Origin of the sequence: Bosea sp. 685 (assembly GCF_031884435.1) — a bacterium.
Classification (GTDB): Bacteria; Pseudomonadota; Alphaproteobacteria; order Rhizobiales; family Beijerinckiaceae; genus Allobosea.
This window is the reverse complement of record NZ_CP134779.1, coordinates 6,021,725-6,038,503: the sequence shown is the minus strand read 5'-3', so window position 1 is coordinate 6,038,503 and position 16,779 is coordinate 6,021,725. Positions and strand designations below refer to the sequence as shown.

The window sequence follows — 16,779 nt, the reverse complement described above, 5'->3', positions numbered from 1 at the left end:
GCGTCAAGGCCCAGACCTCAGAGGCACAGACCTCAGCGCAGGAACCCGATACCGCGCAAAAATCCCTCGACCTCGCTGCGCCAGGAGCCGACGGCATTGATGTAGCCATGGCCGTCCTGGCCATAGGCCGGAGCGGACACGAAGCGCGCCTTTCCGCCTGCGGCGGTGAAGGCCGAGTACAGGCGCTTGGCCAGATCGGGGCCGAAGAAGAGATCGTTGCTGCTGTAGAGCCAGAGTTCCGGCGTGCGCGCATAACCGCCATAGCGCCCGGCCGCGGAGATCAGCGCCTCTTCCGAGCACACATCGTTAGGGCCGCGCGAGCCGCGTCCGCCAGCGAAATTGACCACGCCGAGCAGCCCTGAATCGCCGTGAGTTGCGGCTGCGATCGAGCCCCAGCCGCCGGCCGAGACGCCCATATAGACCAACCGGCGCGGGTCTGCGTCGGGCCGGGCCCTCACGGCGCTGGCGGCGGCGCGGATATCCTGGGCGGTCGCCAGGCCGCCGCCATAATAGTCCGCGTTCTCGCAGCGGCCATAGCCCTCGGCCCAACCGCTTCCCTCGCCGCCATAGCCGCGCCGGATCGGCACTGCGACGAGCACGCCGCGCGCCACGAAGCTTTTGGCGACGGCGGCCAGCGTCGCTTCGCCGAACTTCGCGCGTGCCGAGGGGTTGCGTGGGCTGCCATGCGACAGGATCAGCACCGGAAACGGGCCTTGCCCGTTCGGGACATAGAGATGGACGGCGATCTCACTCCCGCCGACCGAGGTCTTCAGGGTCTCGACGGCGCGGACCTCCTGCGCCGCGAAGGGTAGCAGGAGCAAGCTGAGGGCCAGGAGATGACGAGCAAGGAGATGACGAGCAAGGCGGAAAGGCGATCGTGACGGCATGGCAAGGTCCGGGCGGTTGGCGGGTCCATCATGCTGCCGGCTCCTGGCACCGCCGTCAAAAGCTCGCCTTGCGCGCAAGGCAGGCCCATCGGGTCTGAAGCGCTCATCGCGGGATCGTGGAAACCACAATTCGTCTTTGCGCTTTACAGCAGGGCCTGCTGAGGCGTTTCCTGAAGGCAATGGCGGCGAGCCTTGCGCCCGACAATGCCGAAAGATCCAACAGTCGCGTTTTTCGGAGTGGTGTGATGCGTCGCGTTCTCGGCATCCTGGCCGTCTTGTTTCTATCGTTTGCCGGCATCGCCACGGCTCAGGCCGGCGTCTCGGTGAAGGTCGATATCCCCGCCCAGCGCATGCAGGTCACGACGACCGATGGCGAGGTCTACAACTGGGCGATCTCCTCGGGCCGCAAGGGCTTCCGCTCGCCCAACGGCGTCTACCGGCCGACCCGGCTGGAGAAGAACTGGTACTCGCGGAAATATGGCGGGGCCATGCCCTATGCCGTGTTCTTCCGCGGCGGTTACGCGATCCATGGCACCAATGCCGTCGGCGCGCTCGGCCGCCCGGCCTCGCATGGCTGCATCCGCCTTCATACGGCCAATGCCGCGAAGTTCTTCGCGCTGGTGAAGAAGCATGGCGCCGGCCAGACGCGCATCGCGCTGAACGGCGCAGCCGATGACGGGCTCTCGCAATTCGCCAAGGCGTCGGGCGGCACCAAGTCCAAGCTTGCCAAGGCAAAGGCCAGGGAGCGCGCTGCCATCGCGCAGAGCCGCAAGGCCCCGAGCTGGAACGCCGCCCGCGAGCAGATCTTCCTGCGCCCGGCTCTGCCGGTGGATGCTTTCGGCTATCAGCCCTACTATCCCAACCAGCGCTGGCGCTGAGCGCCTGCGCCAGGTCTCCGGCTCACAGCGTCTCCGGCTCACAGCGTCTCCGGCACGATCCGCAGCCAGCCTTCCAGCGTCTCGCCGGGCTGGAGCCGCGTCAGCGGCGAGACGGCGCGTGCCGCCGCTTCGCTCGGTGAGCCGATCGCGTGGCTTTGCGGCTCGACGCAGAGGAAATCCGCACCGAGCGGGGCCCAGACCACAGGGAAGCTGAAATTCTCGCTGGCGGTCAGCGTGATCGCGAGGCCTGTCGAGGGCGTCTCGATGCGCGCCACGCCATTCCAGCCGAGCAAGCTCCAGGCGGTCTCATGCTCCCTTGCGAAAACCGGCTTGTCCGCATAGGGGCCGCCATCACTGAACAGCGCCGAGCCCGTTGCGCGAAAGGCCTCGCCGAAGACGAGTGCGCCCTCAGCGGTCATACCGAGTCGCGTGTCGGGCGCGCAGGGAAACCAGGGATGATGGCCGATCCCGTAAGGTAGTGCCGTATCCGCCTCGTTGGTGACGGCGATCGTGATGGTCATACCGGCCTCGTCGAGCGCGATGGCCTGCGTCGCGCGGTAGCGATAAGGGTCTGGGCCCTCCGTCCGGCGGTGCTCCAGCACGGTATGGCCTTGGGTCTTCCCCAGGACAGTCCAGGCCGATTGCCGGCCGAAACCGTGGATGTTGCCGCTGCGGTCATTGGCCGGGACAGTGAAGGCGCGCTCGCCATCATCGACCAGGCAATCGAAGGCGCGGTTGGCGAAGGGCACCATCGCCCATGTGCCGAACATGTTGGAATGCGCAGTCGTGGGCACCGCGCCATTGGGCGCATGCAGCAGCTTGTGCCGTTGTCCATCCGGCGCGCGCCATTCCAGCGCCGTGACGATCCCACCGATCTCGTGGACGATACGGGCGGTGAAGGGGCCGCTCGACAGTTCCAGCATCGCGATCTCGCTTGGATTCATTTGATCACTTGGTTCGTTCGATCACTTGGGTTCATTTGATCAAGGGCTGCAGCATCGCCTGCATCGCGCGCATTTTCGGCAGAAAGGCCTCGGCCATCGCTTCGGCGGAGTTGCGCTGCGCCTGGCCCGACAGGTTGAAGGCTGCAACGACCTCGCCGCGCGCATTGACGAGCGGCATCGCCAGCGAGACCAGGCCGAGTTCGAGCTCCTGGTCGACGAGGCAATAGCCCTGCGCCTGCGCCCGCGCCAGGATCGGCATCAATTGCGCTGTGTCGGTGACCGTGCGTGGCGTCAGCGCGCGCGGCTTGCCTGCGAGAATGCGCGCCTGCGCCTCCTCTGGCGGCAGGGCCGCCAGCAGCACGCGGCCCATCGAGGAGCAGAAGGCCGGCAGCCGGCTGCCGACGGACAGGCCCACCGACATGATCCGCCTTTGTGCCGAGCGGGCGATGTAGACGATCTCATGGCCGTCGAGCAGCGAGGCGGATGAGGATTCGTGGGTCTCTTCGGAGAGTCGCTCCAGGAACGGTTGAACCAGCTGCGGCAGCGCCGTCGAGGCGAGCCAGGCATAGCCGAGACGCAGCACGCGCGGCGTCAACCGGAAGAACTTGCCGTCGAACTCCGCGTAACCGATCTTCGCTAGGGTCAGCAGGCAGCGCCGCGCGGCGGCGCGGGACAGGTCGGTCGCGCGGGCGACATCGGCGATGGTGAGCTTGTCATGGATCGCGTCGAAGCATTCGATCACCGCCAGCCCCTTTTCCAGGGCAACCATATGGTCGCGGTCCGGTGCTGCGTTCGCCATGCTTGACCGTCTTTGTTGCGCGCCGTAAAGTGCGAATATCAAAACGTTGTGCGATTAACGCACATAATGAGGAGATGTCAAGGTGGCTGAATTCGTCTCCCTTGCCCAAGGGGTCGAGGCGGTCCTGAGCGATGGCTGCTCCGTCGCGATGGAGGGTTTCACCCATCTGATCCCGCATGCGGCGGGCCATGAGGCGATCCGCCAAGCGCGCAAGCGACTGACCTTGATCCGCATGACGCCGGACCTGGTCTATGATCAGATGATCGGCATGGGCTGCGCCGAGAAGCTCGTCTTCTCCTGGGGCGGCAATCCCGGCGTCGGCTCGCTGCACCGCTTCCGCGACGCGGTCGAGAATGGCTGGCCGCACAAGCTCGAGATCGAGGAGCACAGCCACGCGGCCATGGCCAACGCCTATGAGGCCGGCGCCGCGAACCTGCCCTTCGCGGTCTTCCGCGGCTACAAGGGCGTCGACTTGCCCAAGGTCAACCCGAAGATCAAATCCGTGACCTGTCCCTATACGGGGGAGGTGCTGGCGACGGTGCCGGCGATCCGTCCCGACGCCGCGATCATCCACGCGCTCAAGGCCGATCGTGAGGGCAATGTCCTGTTGGAGGGCATCATTGGCGTGCAGAAGGAGGCGGTGCTCGCGGCCAAGCGCTCGCTCGTCACGGTCGAGGAGATCGTCGATGATTTCGGCCCGCGCAACGCCAATGCCGTGATCCTGCCGGCCTGGACGGTGACCGCGATCGCCCATGTCCCGGGGGGCGCCTATCCCTCTTACGCGCAGGGCTATTACAAGCGCGCCAATGATTTCTACATCGCCTGGGACAAGATCGCCCGTGAGCGCGAGACGTTTTTGGCCTGGATCAAGGCGAATGTGCTGGAGAAGGGGCCTGAGGCCTTCGCACAGCATGCCCGCCCGTCCCGGCAGGCAGCGTGAGGGATCATGATGACCGCGACCCCCACTGAGATGATGACGATCGCAGCCGCCCGGCTGCTGACGAATGAGGATGTCTGCTTCGTCGGCATCGGCGCGCCCTCGGCCGCCTGCAACCTCGCGCGTTTGACCCATGCGCCGAAAATCACGCTGATCTACGAATCCGGCACGCTCTCGACGCGGCCGACCGTGCTGCCGCTCTCGATCGGCGATGGCGAACTCTGTGATACCGCGCTGACCACCGTCTCGGTGCCGGAGATGTTCCGCTACTGGCTGCAGGGCGGACGCATCACCATCGGTTTCCTCGGCGGCGCGCAGATCGACCGCTTCGCCAATCTCAACACCACGGTCGTCGGCCCCTATGACGCGCCAAAGGTGCGTCTGCCGGGCGGCGGCGGCGCGCCCGAGATCGCAATCCATTGCGGCCAGATCTTCATCACCATGGCGATGGGCTCGCGCGCTTTCGTCGAGACGCTGCCCTTCATTACCTCCTTCGGCCACGGTACGGGCAAGGGCGACCGCGCCAAGCTCGGCCTGAAGACGAGGGGGCCGACCAAGATCATCACAGATCTCTGCGTGATGGAGCCGGACCCCGAGACGTCGGAGCTGACCGTGGTCTCGCTGCATCCGGGCGTCACGCGCGAGCAGGTTCAGGCCGGCTGCGGCTGGCCCTTGCGCTTCGTGGCCGAGTTGGCGGAGACTCCCGCCGCATCAGTGCAGGAACTGGCGGTGCTGCGCGACCTGCACATCCGCACCAAGCAAGCTCACGGAGTGGCGGCATGAGCCTGATCTATCCGCGCGAGAGCTTGAAGGCACACCCTCTCAACGCCTCGCCAGAATACAAATCCACTTTGAAGCGCGCCCCGGCGCAGCCCCTGATCCTGCTGCCGCACACGCTGTCGGAAACGACCGGGCCGGTCTTCGGCCATGTTGCGGTCAACGAGACCGACACCGACCTCACGCGCCAGCACGAGGGCGAGCCGCTGGGCGAGCGCATCATCGTGACCGGCCGCGTGCTCGACGAGGACGGCCGGCCGGTGCCGCATACGCTGGTCGAGATCTGGCAGGCCAATGCCGCCGGGCGCTATGTCCATATCCGCGACCAGCATCCGGCCCCGCTCGATCCGAATTTCACTGGCGCGGGCCGGGCACTGACCGATGCGCAGGGGCGTTATCGCTTCGTCACGGTCAAGCCCGGCGCCTATCCCTGGCGCAACCATCACAATGCCTGGCGGCCGGCCCATATCCATTTCTCGCTATTTGGGCCGAGCTTCCTCTCGCGCGTGATCACGCAGATGTATTTTCCGGGCGATCCGCTGTTCAAATACGATCCGATCTTCCAGTCGATCACCGACGAGAATGCGCGCAACCGGCTAGTTTCACGCTTCGACATCGAGACCACCGAGCCGGAATGGGCGCTCGCCTACCAGTTCGACATCGTCCTGCGCGGCCGCAATGCGACGCCGCTGGAAGAGCCCCATGACCACTGAGACCGGGAAGACCACTGAGACCAAGACGGCCACTGAGACCAAGCCCGGCCTGACGCCATCCCAGACGATCGGCCCCTTTTTCGCCTATGCGCTGACACCGCGCGCCTATGGCGGGCCGGAACTCGCGACCGAACAGGTCGCCGCGGAAGGCGTGGCCGGCGAGCATATCCGCATCGAAGGCACGGTCTTCGACGGCGATGGCGTGCCCGTGAGCGATGCCATGATCGAGAGCTGGCAAGCTGATCCGCAGGGGCGCTTCCATGCCGCGGGCAATGTCGGCTTCACCGGTTTCGGCCGCGCCGAGACGAATGCGGAAGGCGGCTTCTTCTTCGAGACGGTCAAGCCGGGTGCATTGCCGGGAGCTGATGAGACACAGCAGGCCCCCCATCTCAGCGTCTCGGTCTTCGCACGTGGTGTGCTGCTCAGGCTCGCGACCCGGATCTACTTCTCTGACGAGCCGGGCAATGCCTCCGATCCGGTCCTGGCCCTGGTGCCGGCCGGGCGGCGCGATACGCTGATCGCCCAGCGCGGCGCGGATGGTGTTTTCCGCTTCGATATCCGCTTGCAAGGCGAGGGTGAGACGGTGTTCTTCGAGGCCTGAGGCCTTCGATGTGAAGGCCGCCCCGGGACGTGCCATGATCGTCGTTTTTGGTTCCTTGAATGTCGACCTCGTCACGCCGGTCGAGCGCCTGCCCGGTGCGGGCGAAACCGTGATTGGCCCGGGCTATGCGCTCCATCCCGGTGGAAAGGGCGCCAATCAGGCGCTGGCGGCGCGCCGCGCCGGGGCCGAGGTCGCACTTGTCGGCGCGGTCGGGCGCGATGGTTTCGCCGAGATCGCCTTGTCGCTACTCGCGGTGGACGGGGTCGATCTTGCCCATGTCGCGCATGTCGATGCGCCAACGGGGGCGGCCTTCATCGCGGTCGATGCGGCCGGCTCCAACCAGATCGTCGTTGCGGCCGGCGCAAACGCGTTGGCTCGCAGCGCCATGCTGGACACCATGCCGCTGGGCGAGCGCGACGTTCTGCTGCTCCAGCGTGAAGTGCCGGAGGCGGAGTGCATCGCCGCCGCGCGGTCGATGAAGCGTGCCGGCGGACGCGTCATCTTGAACCTCGCCCCGGCCGGTGCGCCCGCTGCGGCGCTGCTCGACTGTCTTGATGTCCTCATCGTCAACGAGCACGAGGCGCTGGTTCTGGCGCAGTCCCTGGGCTGGCCCGATGGGGAACCCGAGGAGGTCGCCCGGCGCATCGATGCCGAGCGCGGGCTGGCCTGCGTCGTGACGCTCGGCGCGGCCGGCGTGGTCGGCTGGCAGGGCGGCGTCCGGCGCAGGCTCGCGGCGCCGCAGGTCGACGTCGTCGATACTGTCGCTGCTGGCGACAGTTTCACAGGGGCCTTTGCTGCGGCACTTGCTGCAGCCTGCGGCTTTTCGGGCGCGCTTCAGCGCGGACTGGCTGCCGGCTCGCTTGCCTGCACGGTGGCCGGTGCGCAGCCGAGCGTGCCACGCCGCGCGGCGATCGAAGCACTGGTCGGCCGGGCTTTTCTTTGAGCCCCGCAGGCCCCTTTGTTGAGTCTTGGCGAAAGCTGGGGGAACCCTGCGTTAAGTCTGTTCCTTGCAAAACCGGGATCGGTCCCGCAACGCGCACAATACGAGCTGCGTTTTTCATCTTTCCGCAGGGACTGCGCCACATTCTCCAAACGTAAACTGGGGGTGGAGTCAGACGTCGATGGCGCAAAGGCCGATCATATGGGCTCTCGGCATTGCCGGGGCCGTGATCTACAGCGCGCTTTCCTATAGCGAGCGGCTCGCCGACTTCACCGGGGGTGGCGCGCCTCCCGTCGCGGGGGTAGCCACGACGGCGAGCCGGTCAGCGGCGTCGCCAATGACCGCTCCGCAGCGGCCGACCCTGACCGTCGCCGCGGATTATCGCGGCCATTATGTCGTTTATCCGACGATCGACAATTACCGCGTCCAGATGATGGTCGATACCGGCGCCAGCATGGTCGCACTGACGGCGAGCGATGCCCGGGCGCTCGGCATCCAGCTCGGACCCAGCGACTACAAGATGATCCTCAACACCGCCAATGGCGTGGTCAAGGGCGCGCGCGTCAATCTGCGGGAGGTGCGGCTCGGCGATATCCTGGTGCGCAATGTCGAGGCGGTCGTGTTGCCGGACGGTGCGCTCTCGATGAGCCTGCTCGGCACCTCCTTCCTCGGCAAGCTGCTGGGCTACGAGGTCCAGACCGGTAGAATGGTCCTGCGCGGCTGAACCGCTAAAGCGTTTTCGAGCGAAGCGGACACCGGTTCGCATGAAGAAAACGCGTCAAAACAAAAAGCTGGAGCCGTTTCCGATCCAGTTGGATCGGAAACGGCTCCAGCTGGGTTCGGGCTCAAGCGTTTCCCATCATCGGCGTCATCGGCTATGCGTGGCGCCTCTGGCCCGCTTCTCCGTCCCGGATGTCCTGATGTTCCCCAAGCCGCTGCCTGAGCTCTTTCCGAACACCTTCGAATATGAAGCCCTGCCACTGGTGAAGCCGACCGGCTTCCGCGAATACGATGCGCGCTGGTTCTTCGGGCCTGAGCTTAACCTGATGGGCGTTCAGGCCGTCGGCATGGGGCTGGGCACGCTGATCAAGCGCATGGGCGTGAAGCCGGAGATCGTCACCGGCCATGATTTCCGCAGCTATTCCTCATCGATCAAGATGGCGCTCGTCACCGGCCTGATGGCGGCGGGCTGCAAGGTCCATGATATCGGGCTCGCCATGTCGCCGATGGCCTATTTCGCTCAGTTCGCGCTCGATGTGCCTTGCGTCGCCATGGTCACCGCCTCGCATAACGACAATGGCTGGACCGGGGTGAAGATGGGCTGCGACCGCCCCGTCACCTTTGGTCCCGAGGAGATGGGCAGGCTCAAGGAGATCGTGCTCGCCGCCGATTTCGGCCTGTCGGGCGGTGGCTCCTATCAGTTCGTGCCGGATTTCCCGGCGCTCTACATCAAGGACCTGACCAGCCGCCCGAAGATCACGCGCAAGCTCAAGGTCATCGCCGCCTGCGGCAACGGCACGGCCGGCGCCTTCGCCCCGCAGATCCTGGAGGCGCTGGGCTGCGAGGTCGTGCCGATGGATGTCGAGCCCGACCATTCCTTCCCGCGCTACAACCCCAACCCCGAAGACATGAAGATGCTGCATGCCATGGCCGACGCCGTGAAGCAGCACGGCGCCGATGTCGCGCTCGGCTTCGACGGCGATGGTGACCGCTGCGGCGTCGTGGACAATCATGGCGAGGAGATTTTTGCCGACAAGATCGGCGTCATGCTGGCGCGCGATCTCGGCGCGCTTCATCCGGCTGCGCAGTTCGTCGTCGATGTGAAGTCGACCGGCCTGTTCAGCACGGACCCCGAATTGCAGCGGCTCGGCGTCAAGACCGATTACTGGAAGACCGGCCACTCCTACATCAAGCGCCGCGTGCGTGATCTGAACGCGCTCGCCGGCTTCGAGAAATCGGGCCATTTCTTTTTCAACGCGCCGGTCGGTCGCGGCTATGATGACGGCGTCGTCACCGCCATCGCCGTCATCGACATGCTCGACCGCAATCCGGGCAAGTCGATGTCGCAGCTCTATACCGCGGTGCCCAAGACCTGGGGCACGCCGACCATGGCGGCCAAATGCGCCGACGAGATCAAGTATCAGGTCGGCGAACGCGTCGTGAAGCGCATCGAGGCGCTGCAGGCGCAAGGCGCCACCATCGCCGGCCAATCGATCCGCGACGTCATTACTGTGAACGGCGTCCGCGTCGTCAATACGGACGGCACCTGGGGGCTGGTTCGGGCCTCGTCGAACAAGCCCGAACTCGTCGTTGTCTGCGAGAGCCCGGTCTCCGAGGCGCGCATGCGCGAGATGTTCGCGGCGATCGATGCCTTGCTGCGTGAGAATCCCGAGGTCGGCGCCTACAACCAGAGTATCTGACGGGCGAGGCAGACAAGCTGGGAGGCAGAGTTCCCCGTCAGTTGTAGAGCGGGCACATGGCGACGCTGGCCCGCTCGACCTGCTCTATATTGCCGGTGCCGCCGGTCTTGCCGACACGCGGGCGCATATAGATCGGGGTGTTGCCGAGCGTGATCGTCTTGGTCACGAGATAACCGAGCGGCGTGTAGTCATAGCTCGCTGTCGCCATGATCAGCGAGGTGCTGGCGATCTTGAGATTGTCCGGCAGGGCGACCGTGTCTCCGCGCTTCGGCACGGCAGAATTGCGCTGCGCGCTCCAGCAGACCTTGGCGACGCCGCTGCTGTCGATGACGACGCTGACGACCGCCATCTTCGGCGCGACGCTGGTGAACGGCGCCATAATCGTCTGCGCCGCGTCAAAAATATTGCTCATCTCGGTGTCCGAGATCGACGTGCCCTGGGCGGTCAGGTCGCCCAAGGCGCGATTCAAATCCGTGACCTTGCGGTCGATCATCACACCTTGTGCAACCTCGACGATGCCGAAATAGGCCGTCAGCATGATCGGGAGAACGAAGGCGAATTCGATGGCCGCCACGCCGCGGCGGCTGCGGGCGAAGCGCCGCGCCAGGCCGCGCAGGGCGGCCCGGTTGCGGCGGAAGGAGATGGCGCGCGACATGATCCGGCCTCAGGTCGCAGGAACGGTAAAGGGTTCGGCACGGAAGGTGGTGGAAGCCACGATCGCGCGCTTGCCCGAGCCGAGATTGGCTAGCGCCGAGGTCCACTGCGTGAAGATCAGCTGGTATTCGAGCACCGCCCGCACGACGACGATCTGCCCGGGCAGCGGCTGGGTGTAACCGTAACCGGTGGTATTCAAGGCGCCGCCGCTCACGGGACTGCTCGCGGTCGTACCTGTGTTGGCGGTGGCGAAGGAGGCGTAGCTGCGGACGTCGATGGTCACCTTGGTGCAGTCGACCAGGCCCGGCGCACTGGCGCAGATCGCGTTCTTGAAGGCTGTCGCATTGGCGCCGGCGACGGCGCTTTTGTAGAGCGTCTGCGACTGGCCGGTGAGCAGCGTGCGCGAGGCTTGGGCGACGCCCTCCTCGAGTGCCTGGCTGGTCCAGAACATCAGCGCGGTCTCGAGGATCCCCGCCAGCATCATCAGGAAAGGCGTCGTTATGATGGCGAATTCGACAGCCGTCGCGCCGCTCTGCGAGCGCTTGAAGCGTCGCAGCAGGCGATGGATTCCCCGCGGTCGGCGCGTCGGCTCGGCCGGTGTTTCGATCGGATGACCCGTCATAGCGTCATGCGTCCAGCTGGCGTGTCACGGGGAACTGCAGGGCAGATGAGACCGGGGCACATTCTCGGCTTGTCGTGCCGGCAGCCGTCGGGACAAGCCCGTCGACCTCGGCGAGCGCAGTCCTAGACGAAAAGAATTTCGGATCCGTTATGGCCACATGCGGACCATCGCCAGAGGCGTTAGTCCGCCATTCACCTTGATGGCCGTTCGCTATGTCGCCGGAGCAGGCGCGGGTTGGTCCGCAGCCCCATGTCTTCCGCAACCCCATGTCGAGAGCAATTTCCGATCCCGTTGGATCGTTCAATTGCTCGTCTTTATGTCGACGCGTTTTCTTCACGCGAACGGGCGACCATTTCGCTCGAAAACGCTCTCATCAAAGAATTAGAGGAGGATGCGAAAGACCGGTTCCCACTTATTCGCATCCTGCTCTAGCTGTGGAGCCTCAACAGGTTGTCCTGATCGAGAGCGAGTCTGCTGATTGGGGTATTGGCCTGGATACCGCCATGGGGTCGATGCCAGTTGTAATGGTGGAGCCAGCGCGGCAGCTCCTCTGTTCGGCGGTCTGAGTGATCATAGGGCCTGGCGTAGGCCCATTCGCGCAGAGCTGTCTGGATGAAGCGCTCGGCCTTGCCGTTGGTCTTGGGTGTGTAGGGTTTTGTCCGGATGTGCTTGAGCCCGAGATCGCGACATGCGTCGCGGAAAGCGAAGGCTTTATAGCATGAGCCGTTATCGGTCATGACGCGGGTGACGGTGACGCCGAGGCGCTCGTAATAGGCCACCGCCGCCCTGAGGAAAGCGACCGCGCTTATGGCCTTCTCGTCGGGCTTCATCTCGACGAAGGCGAGTCGCGAGGCATCGTCGATGCAGACATGGGCGAACTCCCAGCCGAGGCCTTCGCCGCGTCCGCGCCGGTTGCTCTGGCGGGTCCGGTCCCCGGTGATGCGGTGGCCGACACCGTCGATGCGGCCGAGCTTCTTGATGTCGATGTGGATCAACTCGCCGGGATGGGCGCGCTCGTAGCGGCGCACCGGTTCGGCCGGCTCGAGGTCGCGCATCCGGCTCAATCGCGCCCGCCGCAGGATCCGGCTCACCGTCGCCGGCGAGACGCCAGCTTGCTTGGCGATGGCCTTGCCGCTCAGCTTCTGGCGCCGCAGCGCGAGGATCTGCTCGATCCGTTCGCTCGGCGTCGGGCGATGCAGCCGGTGCGGCCGCGACGAGCGGTCGGCCAGACCTGCCACACCCTCGGCGGCGAAGCGGGCGATCCATTTATCGACGGTCTTCAGGCTGACGCCGACGCAGACCGCGATCTCGGAAGGCCTGTGCCCATCGGCCGCCATCCGCACAATCCGCTCTCGACCCAGCGGTGTCAGACGGGCATTCTTGTGGATGTTCATCCGGTTCCTCCCCGAGGGCTCTGAAGCTTCGCAACCTCAGCTTCCTCGCTCGGGACCGGATGGACAACCTATTGACAGCTCACATCTAGCGGTTCGTGCCGACCGCCAGGCTGTTGCGAGCGGTGGTTTGGCCGCCGACCTCGCCGAAATATTTCTGGGCGTCGCCGAGCTGGACCGAGGGCTGGCATATCGGCGTGCAGGAATAGGATTCGCGTTCCAGGCCGCGCTGCACGGTCAGGATGGAATCGGAAGCCGCGCTCACGCGCACGAGGGACTCCGCCAGCAGCGCCCCGCCGGCGTCGAGCGCGATCAGGTTGGTGACGCCGAAGCTCTTGCCGGTGACGACCATCACGCCGTTCTTCTGCACCGAGACATCGGCGATGCCGGGATTGCCGACAATCACGGTCTGCGCCCTCTCCGGCAGCCGCACCACCTTCGCGTGATCGACCAGGACGTTCACGGTTTCGGGCGCGGCCGTCTGCGGCGCGGCGTTTACCGCTCCCGCCGGCGCGGCGAAGGCGATGAGCGCAGCCAGCGACCGCGACAGGCGGGCCCGGCGACGCGGCGCTGACGGTTCGAGAGTGGACATGGCTGACGCCTCAAGGATTCCAACATCGGAAGCAAAGCGCAAATTGATGAATCAATCCCTAATGAGCCTCCATCGAAGGCTTAGATCATTACTCGGAGCCGCTGAAATTGAGGGTTTTCCTCATGGGAATTCAGTCGATCTGATACGAGGCGATGCGATATGGGAGATGGGAAACTTGTTCGCGAGTGTGTGGGAGTGGAAATAAAATCGAATACTGATATTAATTCCAAATAAACGCTAGATAATCTCATAAATTCAGTGTTAACCATCGAAGCGATGTCTTCGAAAACGAGCGAATTCTTCTTTCGGCTTAACCGATCAGCAAGGGGGACGGGGTAGTGTCCAGATGTCGCTGACCGAAGCCGCTCAGAGCAACGGCAGCAGTCAAACCGTGGTGCAAAAGGAATTCCAATATGACCAATCTCTTCGCTCGCTTCGCCAAGGACGAGTCCGGCGCGACCGCCATCGAATACGGCCTGATCGCCGCCCTGATCGCCGTCGTCATCATCGCCGGCGCGACGACGCTCGGCGGCAACATTAACGCGCTGTTCACCCGTATCGCCGGCAAGCTGACCGGCATGAGCTGATCGGGCACGGATTAATATTTTAGGGCGGCCGCTTGCGGGCGGCCGCCTTATTGTCTTCCAAGATGGCACCTCCGGATCGCTCGACCGCTTCAAGAGCCACGGGCTCCCGGTGGTCGGCCCGGTGTTGATTTTCGTGTTGCGTGGGATTGCATGTCATGTCGCCACCGCTCATCGCGCTCCTCGTCGTCTTTCCCGCAGCGATGGCTTACGCCGCGGCGAGCGATCTCGTCTGGATGACGATCTCCAACAGGCTCTGTCTCGGCCTGATCGCGGCCTTTGCGGTCTGCGCGCTTTGGTTGGGCCTGGGCTGGGAGCAGGTCGGTGGACACCTCGCGGCCGGCGCTCTCGTACTGGTCGTCTGCTTCGGCATGTTCGCCGCCGGCTGGATCGGCGGAGGCGACGCTAAACTTGCCGCAGCGACGGCGCTCTGGTTCGGCTTCGACCAGCTTGTGCCCTATCTCGCTCTCGCCGGATTTGCTGGCGGTCTGCTCACCGTACTGGTGCTGAAACTGCGCTCGACCCCGCTTCCGGAATGGGTCGAGAATTGGCACTGGCTGCGTCGCCTGCACGCAGCCAATGAAGGGGTGCCCTACGGCATCGCGCTCGCACTTTCCGCCCTTTTTGTCCTGCCTGAGACATCGCTCTGGCGTGCTGCCATCGGGCTCTGAGTTTTCGTTCCGGCCTCTCCGACCCCAGCATTAAAGAAAGATACGTCTGGTTAACCATAAGTTGACGATTCCGACGGCACCATTCCGACCGAGAGCCAACTCTGTCTTGGCCGAGGGTCAGTCTGATGAGTCCCGCCCGCATCATTATTCTCGTCGTGGCGCTGGTCGCCGGGCTGGGCGCTGCCCTGCTCATGCAGCGACCGGCGGATGTTCCAGCGCCGGTCGCTCAGATCCAGGCTGCGCCGACCGTGCCGGTGCTCGTGGCCGCCGCCGATATCCCGATCGGCAACACGGTGTCCGCCAATGATATGCGCTGGATCGACTGGCCGCTCGCGAGCGTGCCGGCCGGCGTAGTGCGCCAGGACGAGGCGCCGGAGGCCGAGAAGGAGCTGATCGGCCAGGTCGCTCGCTATGCAATACTCGGCGCAGAGCCGATCAGGCGCGAGAAGCTGATCAAGACCGACGGCACCGGCTTCCTCTCGGCGGTGCTCCCGGCCGGCAAGCGCGCCATTGCGATCAGCACGGATAGCCGCGGCGCCAACACGGCAGGCGGCTTCATCTTGCCCAACGACCATGTCGACGTCATCCGCACCTATCGGGACGAGGGCACGGGTAGTCGTAGCGAGAGCTATTCCAGTGAGACGATCCTGCGCAACGTCCGCGTCCTGGCCATCGGCCAGAATGTCCAGGAGCGCAATGGCGAGAAGGTCGTCATCGGCGAGACGGCGACTTTGGAAGTCGATCCAGGCCAGGTCGAGACCGTCGCTCAGGCTCAGAAGACCGGCTCGCTCTCACTTGCGCTCCGCAGCCTGAAGGATGTGGGCGAAGCGGCTCGCCCCTCCGAAGATAACGCCATGACTCTCGTCCGCTACGGCGTCACCAGCAGAGGCGTGAAACCATGACCGTCGAACGCATCTTCATTTCGGCGGCGCTTGCGCTGCTCCTGGCTGGGTCGGCAGGCGCCCAGTCAACCGGCCCCGCGCCGGTCTTGAACGTCGGGTCGAGCGACCAAGCGATCGCGCGCAAGCTCGATTTGTCGATCGGGCGCTCCTTGGTCGTCGAGCTCCCCCGCGACGCCAAGGAGGTCTTCGTCGCCAATCCGAAGGTCGCCAATGCCGTCGTGCGCTCGGCGCGCAAGCTCTTCATCATCGGCATCGCCGATGGCCAGACCTCGATGTTCGTCATCGATGCCGAGGGCAAGCAGATCTCCGCCCTCGAAATCGAGGTCGGGCGCGACCTCAACGTGCTCCGCCAGACCCTGCGCAGCGCGCTTCCCAAGGCTCAGATCGATATCAAGCCCGCCGGCAACTCGATCCTGCTCGTCGGCAATGTCGCCAATGCTTCGGAGGCCACTCAAGCCGTCGATATCGCCACGGCTTTCGTCGGTCAGTCGAGTGGCCTCTTCTCCTCGTCGAAGGGCGCCGTCATCAACTCGCTGACGATCCGCGGGCGCGATCAGGTCATGGTCAAGGTCGTGATCTCGGAAGTCTCGCGCAAGGCGATCAAGCAGCTCGGCATCAACTCGACCGGCGAGTGGAAGCTCGGCAACTTTTCGATCTCGCCAAGTCTCGACAATCCGCTGCCGCTCTCGCCGCAGGCGCTGTCCGCGACAGCCGTGACGGCTGGAATCGGCAATTCGACCAATTTTACCATGCGCGCATTGGAGCGCGCCGGCCTCTCGCGGATTCTGGCGGAGCCGACGGTGACCGCGATCTCCGGTGAAAGCGCCAAATTCACCGCGGGCGGCGAGGTGCCATATCCAAAAGGCCAGAACTGCTCCATCGATCTGCTCAATCGCCAAACCTGCCAGATCCAGATTGAATACAAGCCGATCGGTGTCGCGCTGAATTTCACCCCGATCGTCCTCTCTGACAACAAGATCAGCATGCGCATCGCCACAGAGGTGACAGAGCTCGACTTCGAGAACCAATTCCGGATCAGCAGCAGTGATCAGGCGGGCTTGAACGCTCCCGCCTTCCGGGTCCGCAAATCGGACACGACGGTCGAGCTGCCATCGGGCGGCACCTTGGCGACGGCCGGCCTGATCCAGCGGGTCACGAAGCAGTCGATCAACGGCTTTCCCGGGCTGATGAACATTCCGGTCATCGGCGCCTTGTTCCGCTCGCGCGACTACCAGCGCGAGGAGACCGAGCTGATGATCACGGCAACCCCCTATATCGCCAAGCCGATGGAGCCCAATCAGGTTCAGCGTCCCGATGACGGATTCGTCGAGGCCCATGACGCGCAAGCGATCCTGCTGGGCCGCCTGAACAAGATCTACGGCACCAATAGCGGGCCATTGCCCCAAGCCTACAAGGGCCGCGTCGGCTTCATCGCCGACTGACGGCGTCTATCGCGCGAGAGGAATG

At 64.8% G+C, this 16,779-nt stretch carries 19 protein-coding genes; 12 read left to right on the top strand and 7 right to left on the bottom strand.

Annotation, left to right across the window (positions count from 1 at the left end; all coding sequences use genetic code 11):
* Positions 1 to 32: 32 nt before the first annotated feature.
* Positions 33 to 821, bottom strand: a complete 789-nt coding sequence (locus RMR04_RS29395) for an alpha/beta hydrolase family protein (protein WP_311912041.1) — start codon at positions 819 to 821, stop codon at positions 33 to 35.
* Positions 822 to 1,132: 311 nt separating this feature from the next.
* Between RMR04_RS29395 and RMR04_RS29390 the strand changes: the two genes are divergently transcribed.
* Positions 1,133 to 1,765, top strand: coding sequence for a L,D-transpeptidase (locus tag RMR04_RS29390; RefSeq protein ID WP_311912040.1), 633 nt, complete (start codon positions 1,133 to 1,135; stop codon positions 1,763 to 1,765).
* A gap of 38 nt (positions 1,766 to 1,803) precedes the next feature.
* Here RMR04_RS29390 and RMR04_RS29385 read toward each other — a convergent pair whose 3' ends face one another.
* Both RMR04_RS29385 and RMR04_RS29380 read right to left on the bottom strand, forming a co-directional pair.
* Entirely contained in the window at positions 1,804 to 2,709 is a 906-nt protein-coding gene (locus tag RMR04_RS29385; RefSeq protein ID WP_311912039.1) for an aldose epimerase family protein, read from the bottom strand.
* A gap of 31 nt (positions 2,710 to 2,740) precedes the next feature.
* Positions 2,741 to 3,508 (bottom strand): IclR family transcriptional regulator, encoded by a 768-nt coding sequence (locus RMR04_RS29380; protein ID WP_311912038.1) that lies wholly within the window; start codon positions 3,506 to 3,508, stop codon positions 2,741 to 2,743.
* Positions 3,509 to 3,656: 148 nt separating this feature from the next.
* On the opposite strand from RMR04_RS29380, the gene RMR04_RS29375 reads away from it, so the two are divergent.
* The 7 genes from RMR04_RS29375 (at position 3,657) to RMR04_RS29345 (ending at position 9,896) form a co-directional block, all read left to right on the top strand.
* On the top strand, positions 3,657 to 4,448 hold the full coding sequence (locus tag RMR04_RS29375) for a CoA transferase subunit A (protein ID WP_311915981.1): 792 nt from the start codon (positions 3,657 to 3,659) through the stop codon (positions 4,446 to 4,448).
* A gap of 6 nt (positions 4,449 to 4,454) precedes the next feature.
* Positions 4,455 to 5,228 (top strand): CoA-transferase subunit beta, encoded by a 774-nt coding sequence (locus tag RMR04_RS29370; RefSeq protein WP_311912037.1) that lies wholly within the window; start codon positions 4,455 to 4,457, stop codon positions 5,226 to 5,228.
* Positions 5,225 to 5,935, top strand: a complete 711-nt coding sequence (gene pcaH / locus RMR04_RS29365; RefSeq protein ID WP_311912036.1) for a protocatechuate 3,4-dioxygenase subunit beta — start codon at positions 5,225 to 5,227, stop codon at positions 5,933 to 5,935. The genes RMR04_RS29370 and pcaH overlap by 4 nt, the downstream gene beginning before the upstream one ends.
* Entirely contained in the window at positions 5,925 to 6,536 is a 612-nt protein-coding gene (gene pcaG / locus RMR04_RS29360) for a protocatechuate 3,4-dioxygenase subunit alpha (RefSeq protein ID WP_311912035.1), read from the top strand. The genes pcaH and pcaG overlap by 11 nt, the downstream gene beginning before the upstream one ends.
* A gap of 34 nt (positions 6,537 to 6,570) precedes the next feature.
* The gene (locus RMR04_RS29355) at positions 6,571 to 7,479 is read left to right on the top strand and encodes a ribokinase (protein WP_311912034.1); all 909 of its coding nucleotides are present in this window, start codon (positions 6,571 to 6,573) and stop codon (positions 7,477 to 7,479) included.
* 178 nt (positions 7,480 to 7,657) lie between these two features.
* Positions 7,658 to 8,200, top strand: a complete 543-nt coding sequence (locus RMR04_RS29350) for a retropepsin-like aspartic protease family protein (protein WP_311912033.1) — start codon at positions 7,658 to 7,660, stop codon at positions 8,198 to 8,200.
* 196 nt (positions 8,201 to 8,396) lie between these two features.
* Positions 8,397 to 9,896 carry a phosphomannomutase/phosphoglucomutase gene (locus RMR04_RS29345; RefSeq protein ID WP_311912032.1) on the top strand — a complete coding sequence of 500 codons (1,500 nt, stop codon included), beginning with the start codon at positions 8,397 to 8,399 and terminating at the stop codon, positions 9,894 to 9,896.
* A 37-nt stretch (positions 9,897 to 9,933) separates the two neighbouring features.
* Here the strand turns inward: RMR04_RS29345 and RMR04_RS29340 are convergent, their stop codons facing one another.
* The 4 genes from RMR04_RS29340 to RMR04_RS29325 all read right to left on the bottom strand — a co-directional run bounded on the left by RMR04_RS29340 (position 9,934) and on the right by RMR04_RS29325 (position 13,155).
* Positions 9,934 to 10,551 (bottom strand): TadE/TadG family type IV pilus assembly protein, encoded by a 618-nt coding sequence (locus tag RMR04_RS29340; protein ID WP_311912031.1) that lies wholly within the window; start codon positions 10,549 to 10,551, stop codon positions 9,934 to 9,936.
* A gap of 9 nt (positions 10,552 to 10,560) precedes the next feature.
* Positions 10,561 to 11,172 (bottom strand): TadE/TadG family type IV pilus assembly protein, encoded by a 612-nt coding sequence (locus RMR04_RS29335; protein WP_311912030.1) that lies wholly within the window; start codon positions 11,170 to 11,172, stop codon positions 10,561 to 10,563.
* Positions 11,173 to 11,600: 428 nt separating this feature from the next.
* Positions 11,601 to 12,566: an IS481 family transposase gene (locus RMR04_RS29330; protein WP_311910089.1), complete on the bottom strand. Its 966-nt coding sequence runs from the start codon at positions 12,564 to 12,566 to the stop codon at positions 11,601 to 11,603.
* Positions 12,567 to 12,651: 85 nt separating this feature from the next.
* Positions 12,652 to 13,155, bottom strand: coding sequence for a pilus assembly protein N-terminal domain-containing protein (locus RMR04_RS29325; protein WP_311912029.1), 504 nt, complete (start codon positions 13,153 to 13,155; stop codon positions 12,652 to 12,654).
* Between the two features lie 413 nt (positions 13,156 to 13,568).
* Between RMR04_RS29325 and RMR04_RS29320 the strand changes: the two genes are divergently transcribed.
* The 4 genes from RMR04_RS29320 (at position 13,569) to RMR04_RS29305 (ending at position 16,754) form a co-directional block, all read left to right on the top strand.
* The gene (locus RMR04_RS29320; protein WP_311912028.1) at positions 13,569 to 13,742 is read left to right on the top strand and encodes a Flp family type IVb pilin; all 174 of its coding nucleotides are present in this window, start codon (positions 13,569 to 13,571) and stop codon (positions 13,740 to 13,742) included.
* A 155-nt stretch (positions 13,743 to 13,897) separates the two neighbouring features.
* Positions 13,898 to 14,410 carry an A24 family peptidase gene (locus RMR04_RS29315; RefSeq protein WP_311912027.1) on the top strand — a complete coding sequence of 171 codons (513 nt, stop codon included), beginning with the start codon at positions 13,898 to 13,900 and terminating at the stop codon, positions 14,408 to 14,410.
* Positions 14,411 to 14,535: 125 nt separating this feature from the next.
* Positions 14,536 to 15,312: a Flp pilus assembly protein CpaB gene (gene cpaB, locus RMR04_RS29310; RefSeq protein ID WP_311912026.1), complete on the top strand. Its 777-nt coding sequence runs from the start codon at positions 14,536 to 14,538 to the stop codon at positions 15,310 to 15,312.
* Complete coding sequence (locus RMR04_RS29305) at positions 15,309 to 16,754, top strand: type II and III secretion system protein family protein (protein ID WP_311912025.1); 1,446 nt, start codon at positions 15,309 to 15,311, stop codon at positions 16,752 to 16,754. The genes cpaB and RMR04_RS29305 overlap by 4 nt, the downstream gene beginning before the upstream one ends.
* Positions 16,755 to 16,779: the final 25 nt, after the last annotated feature.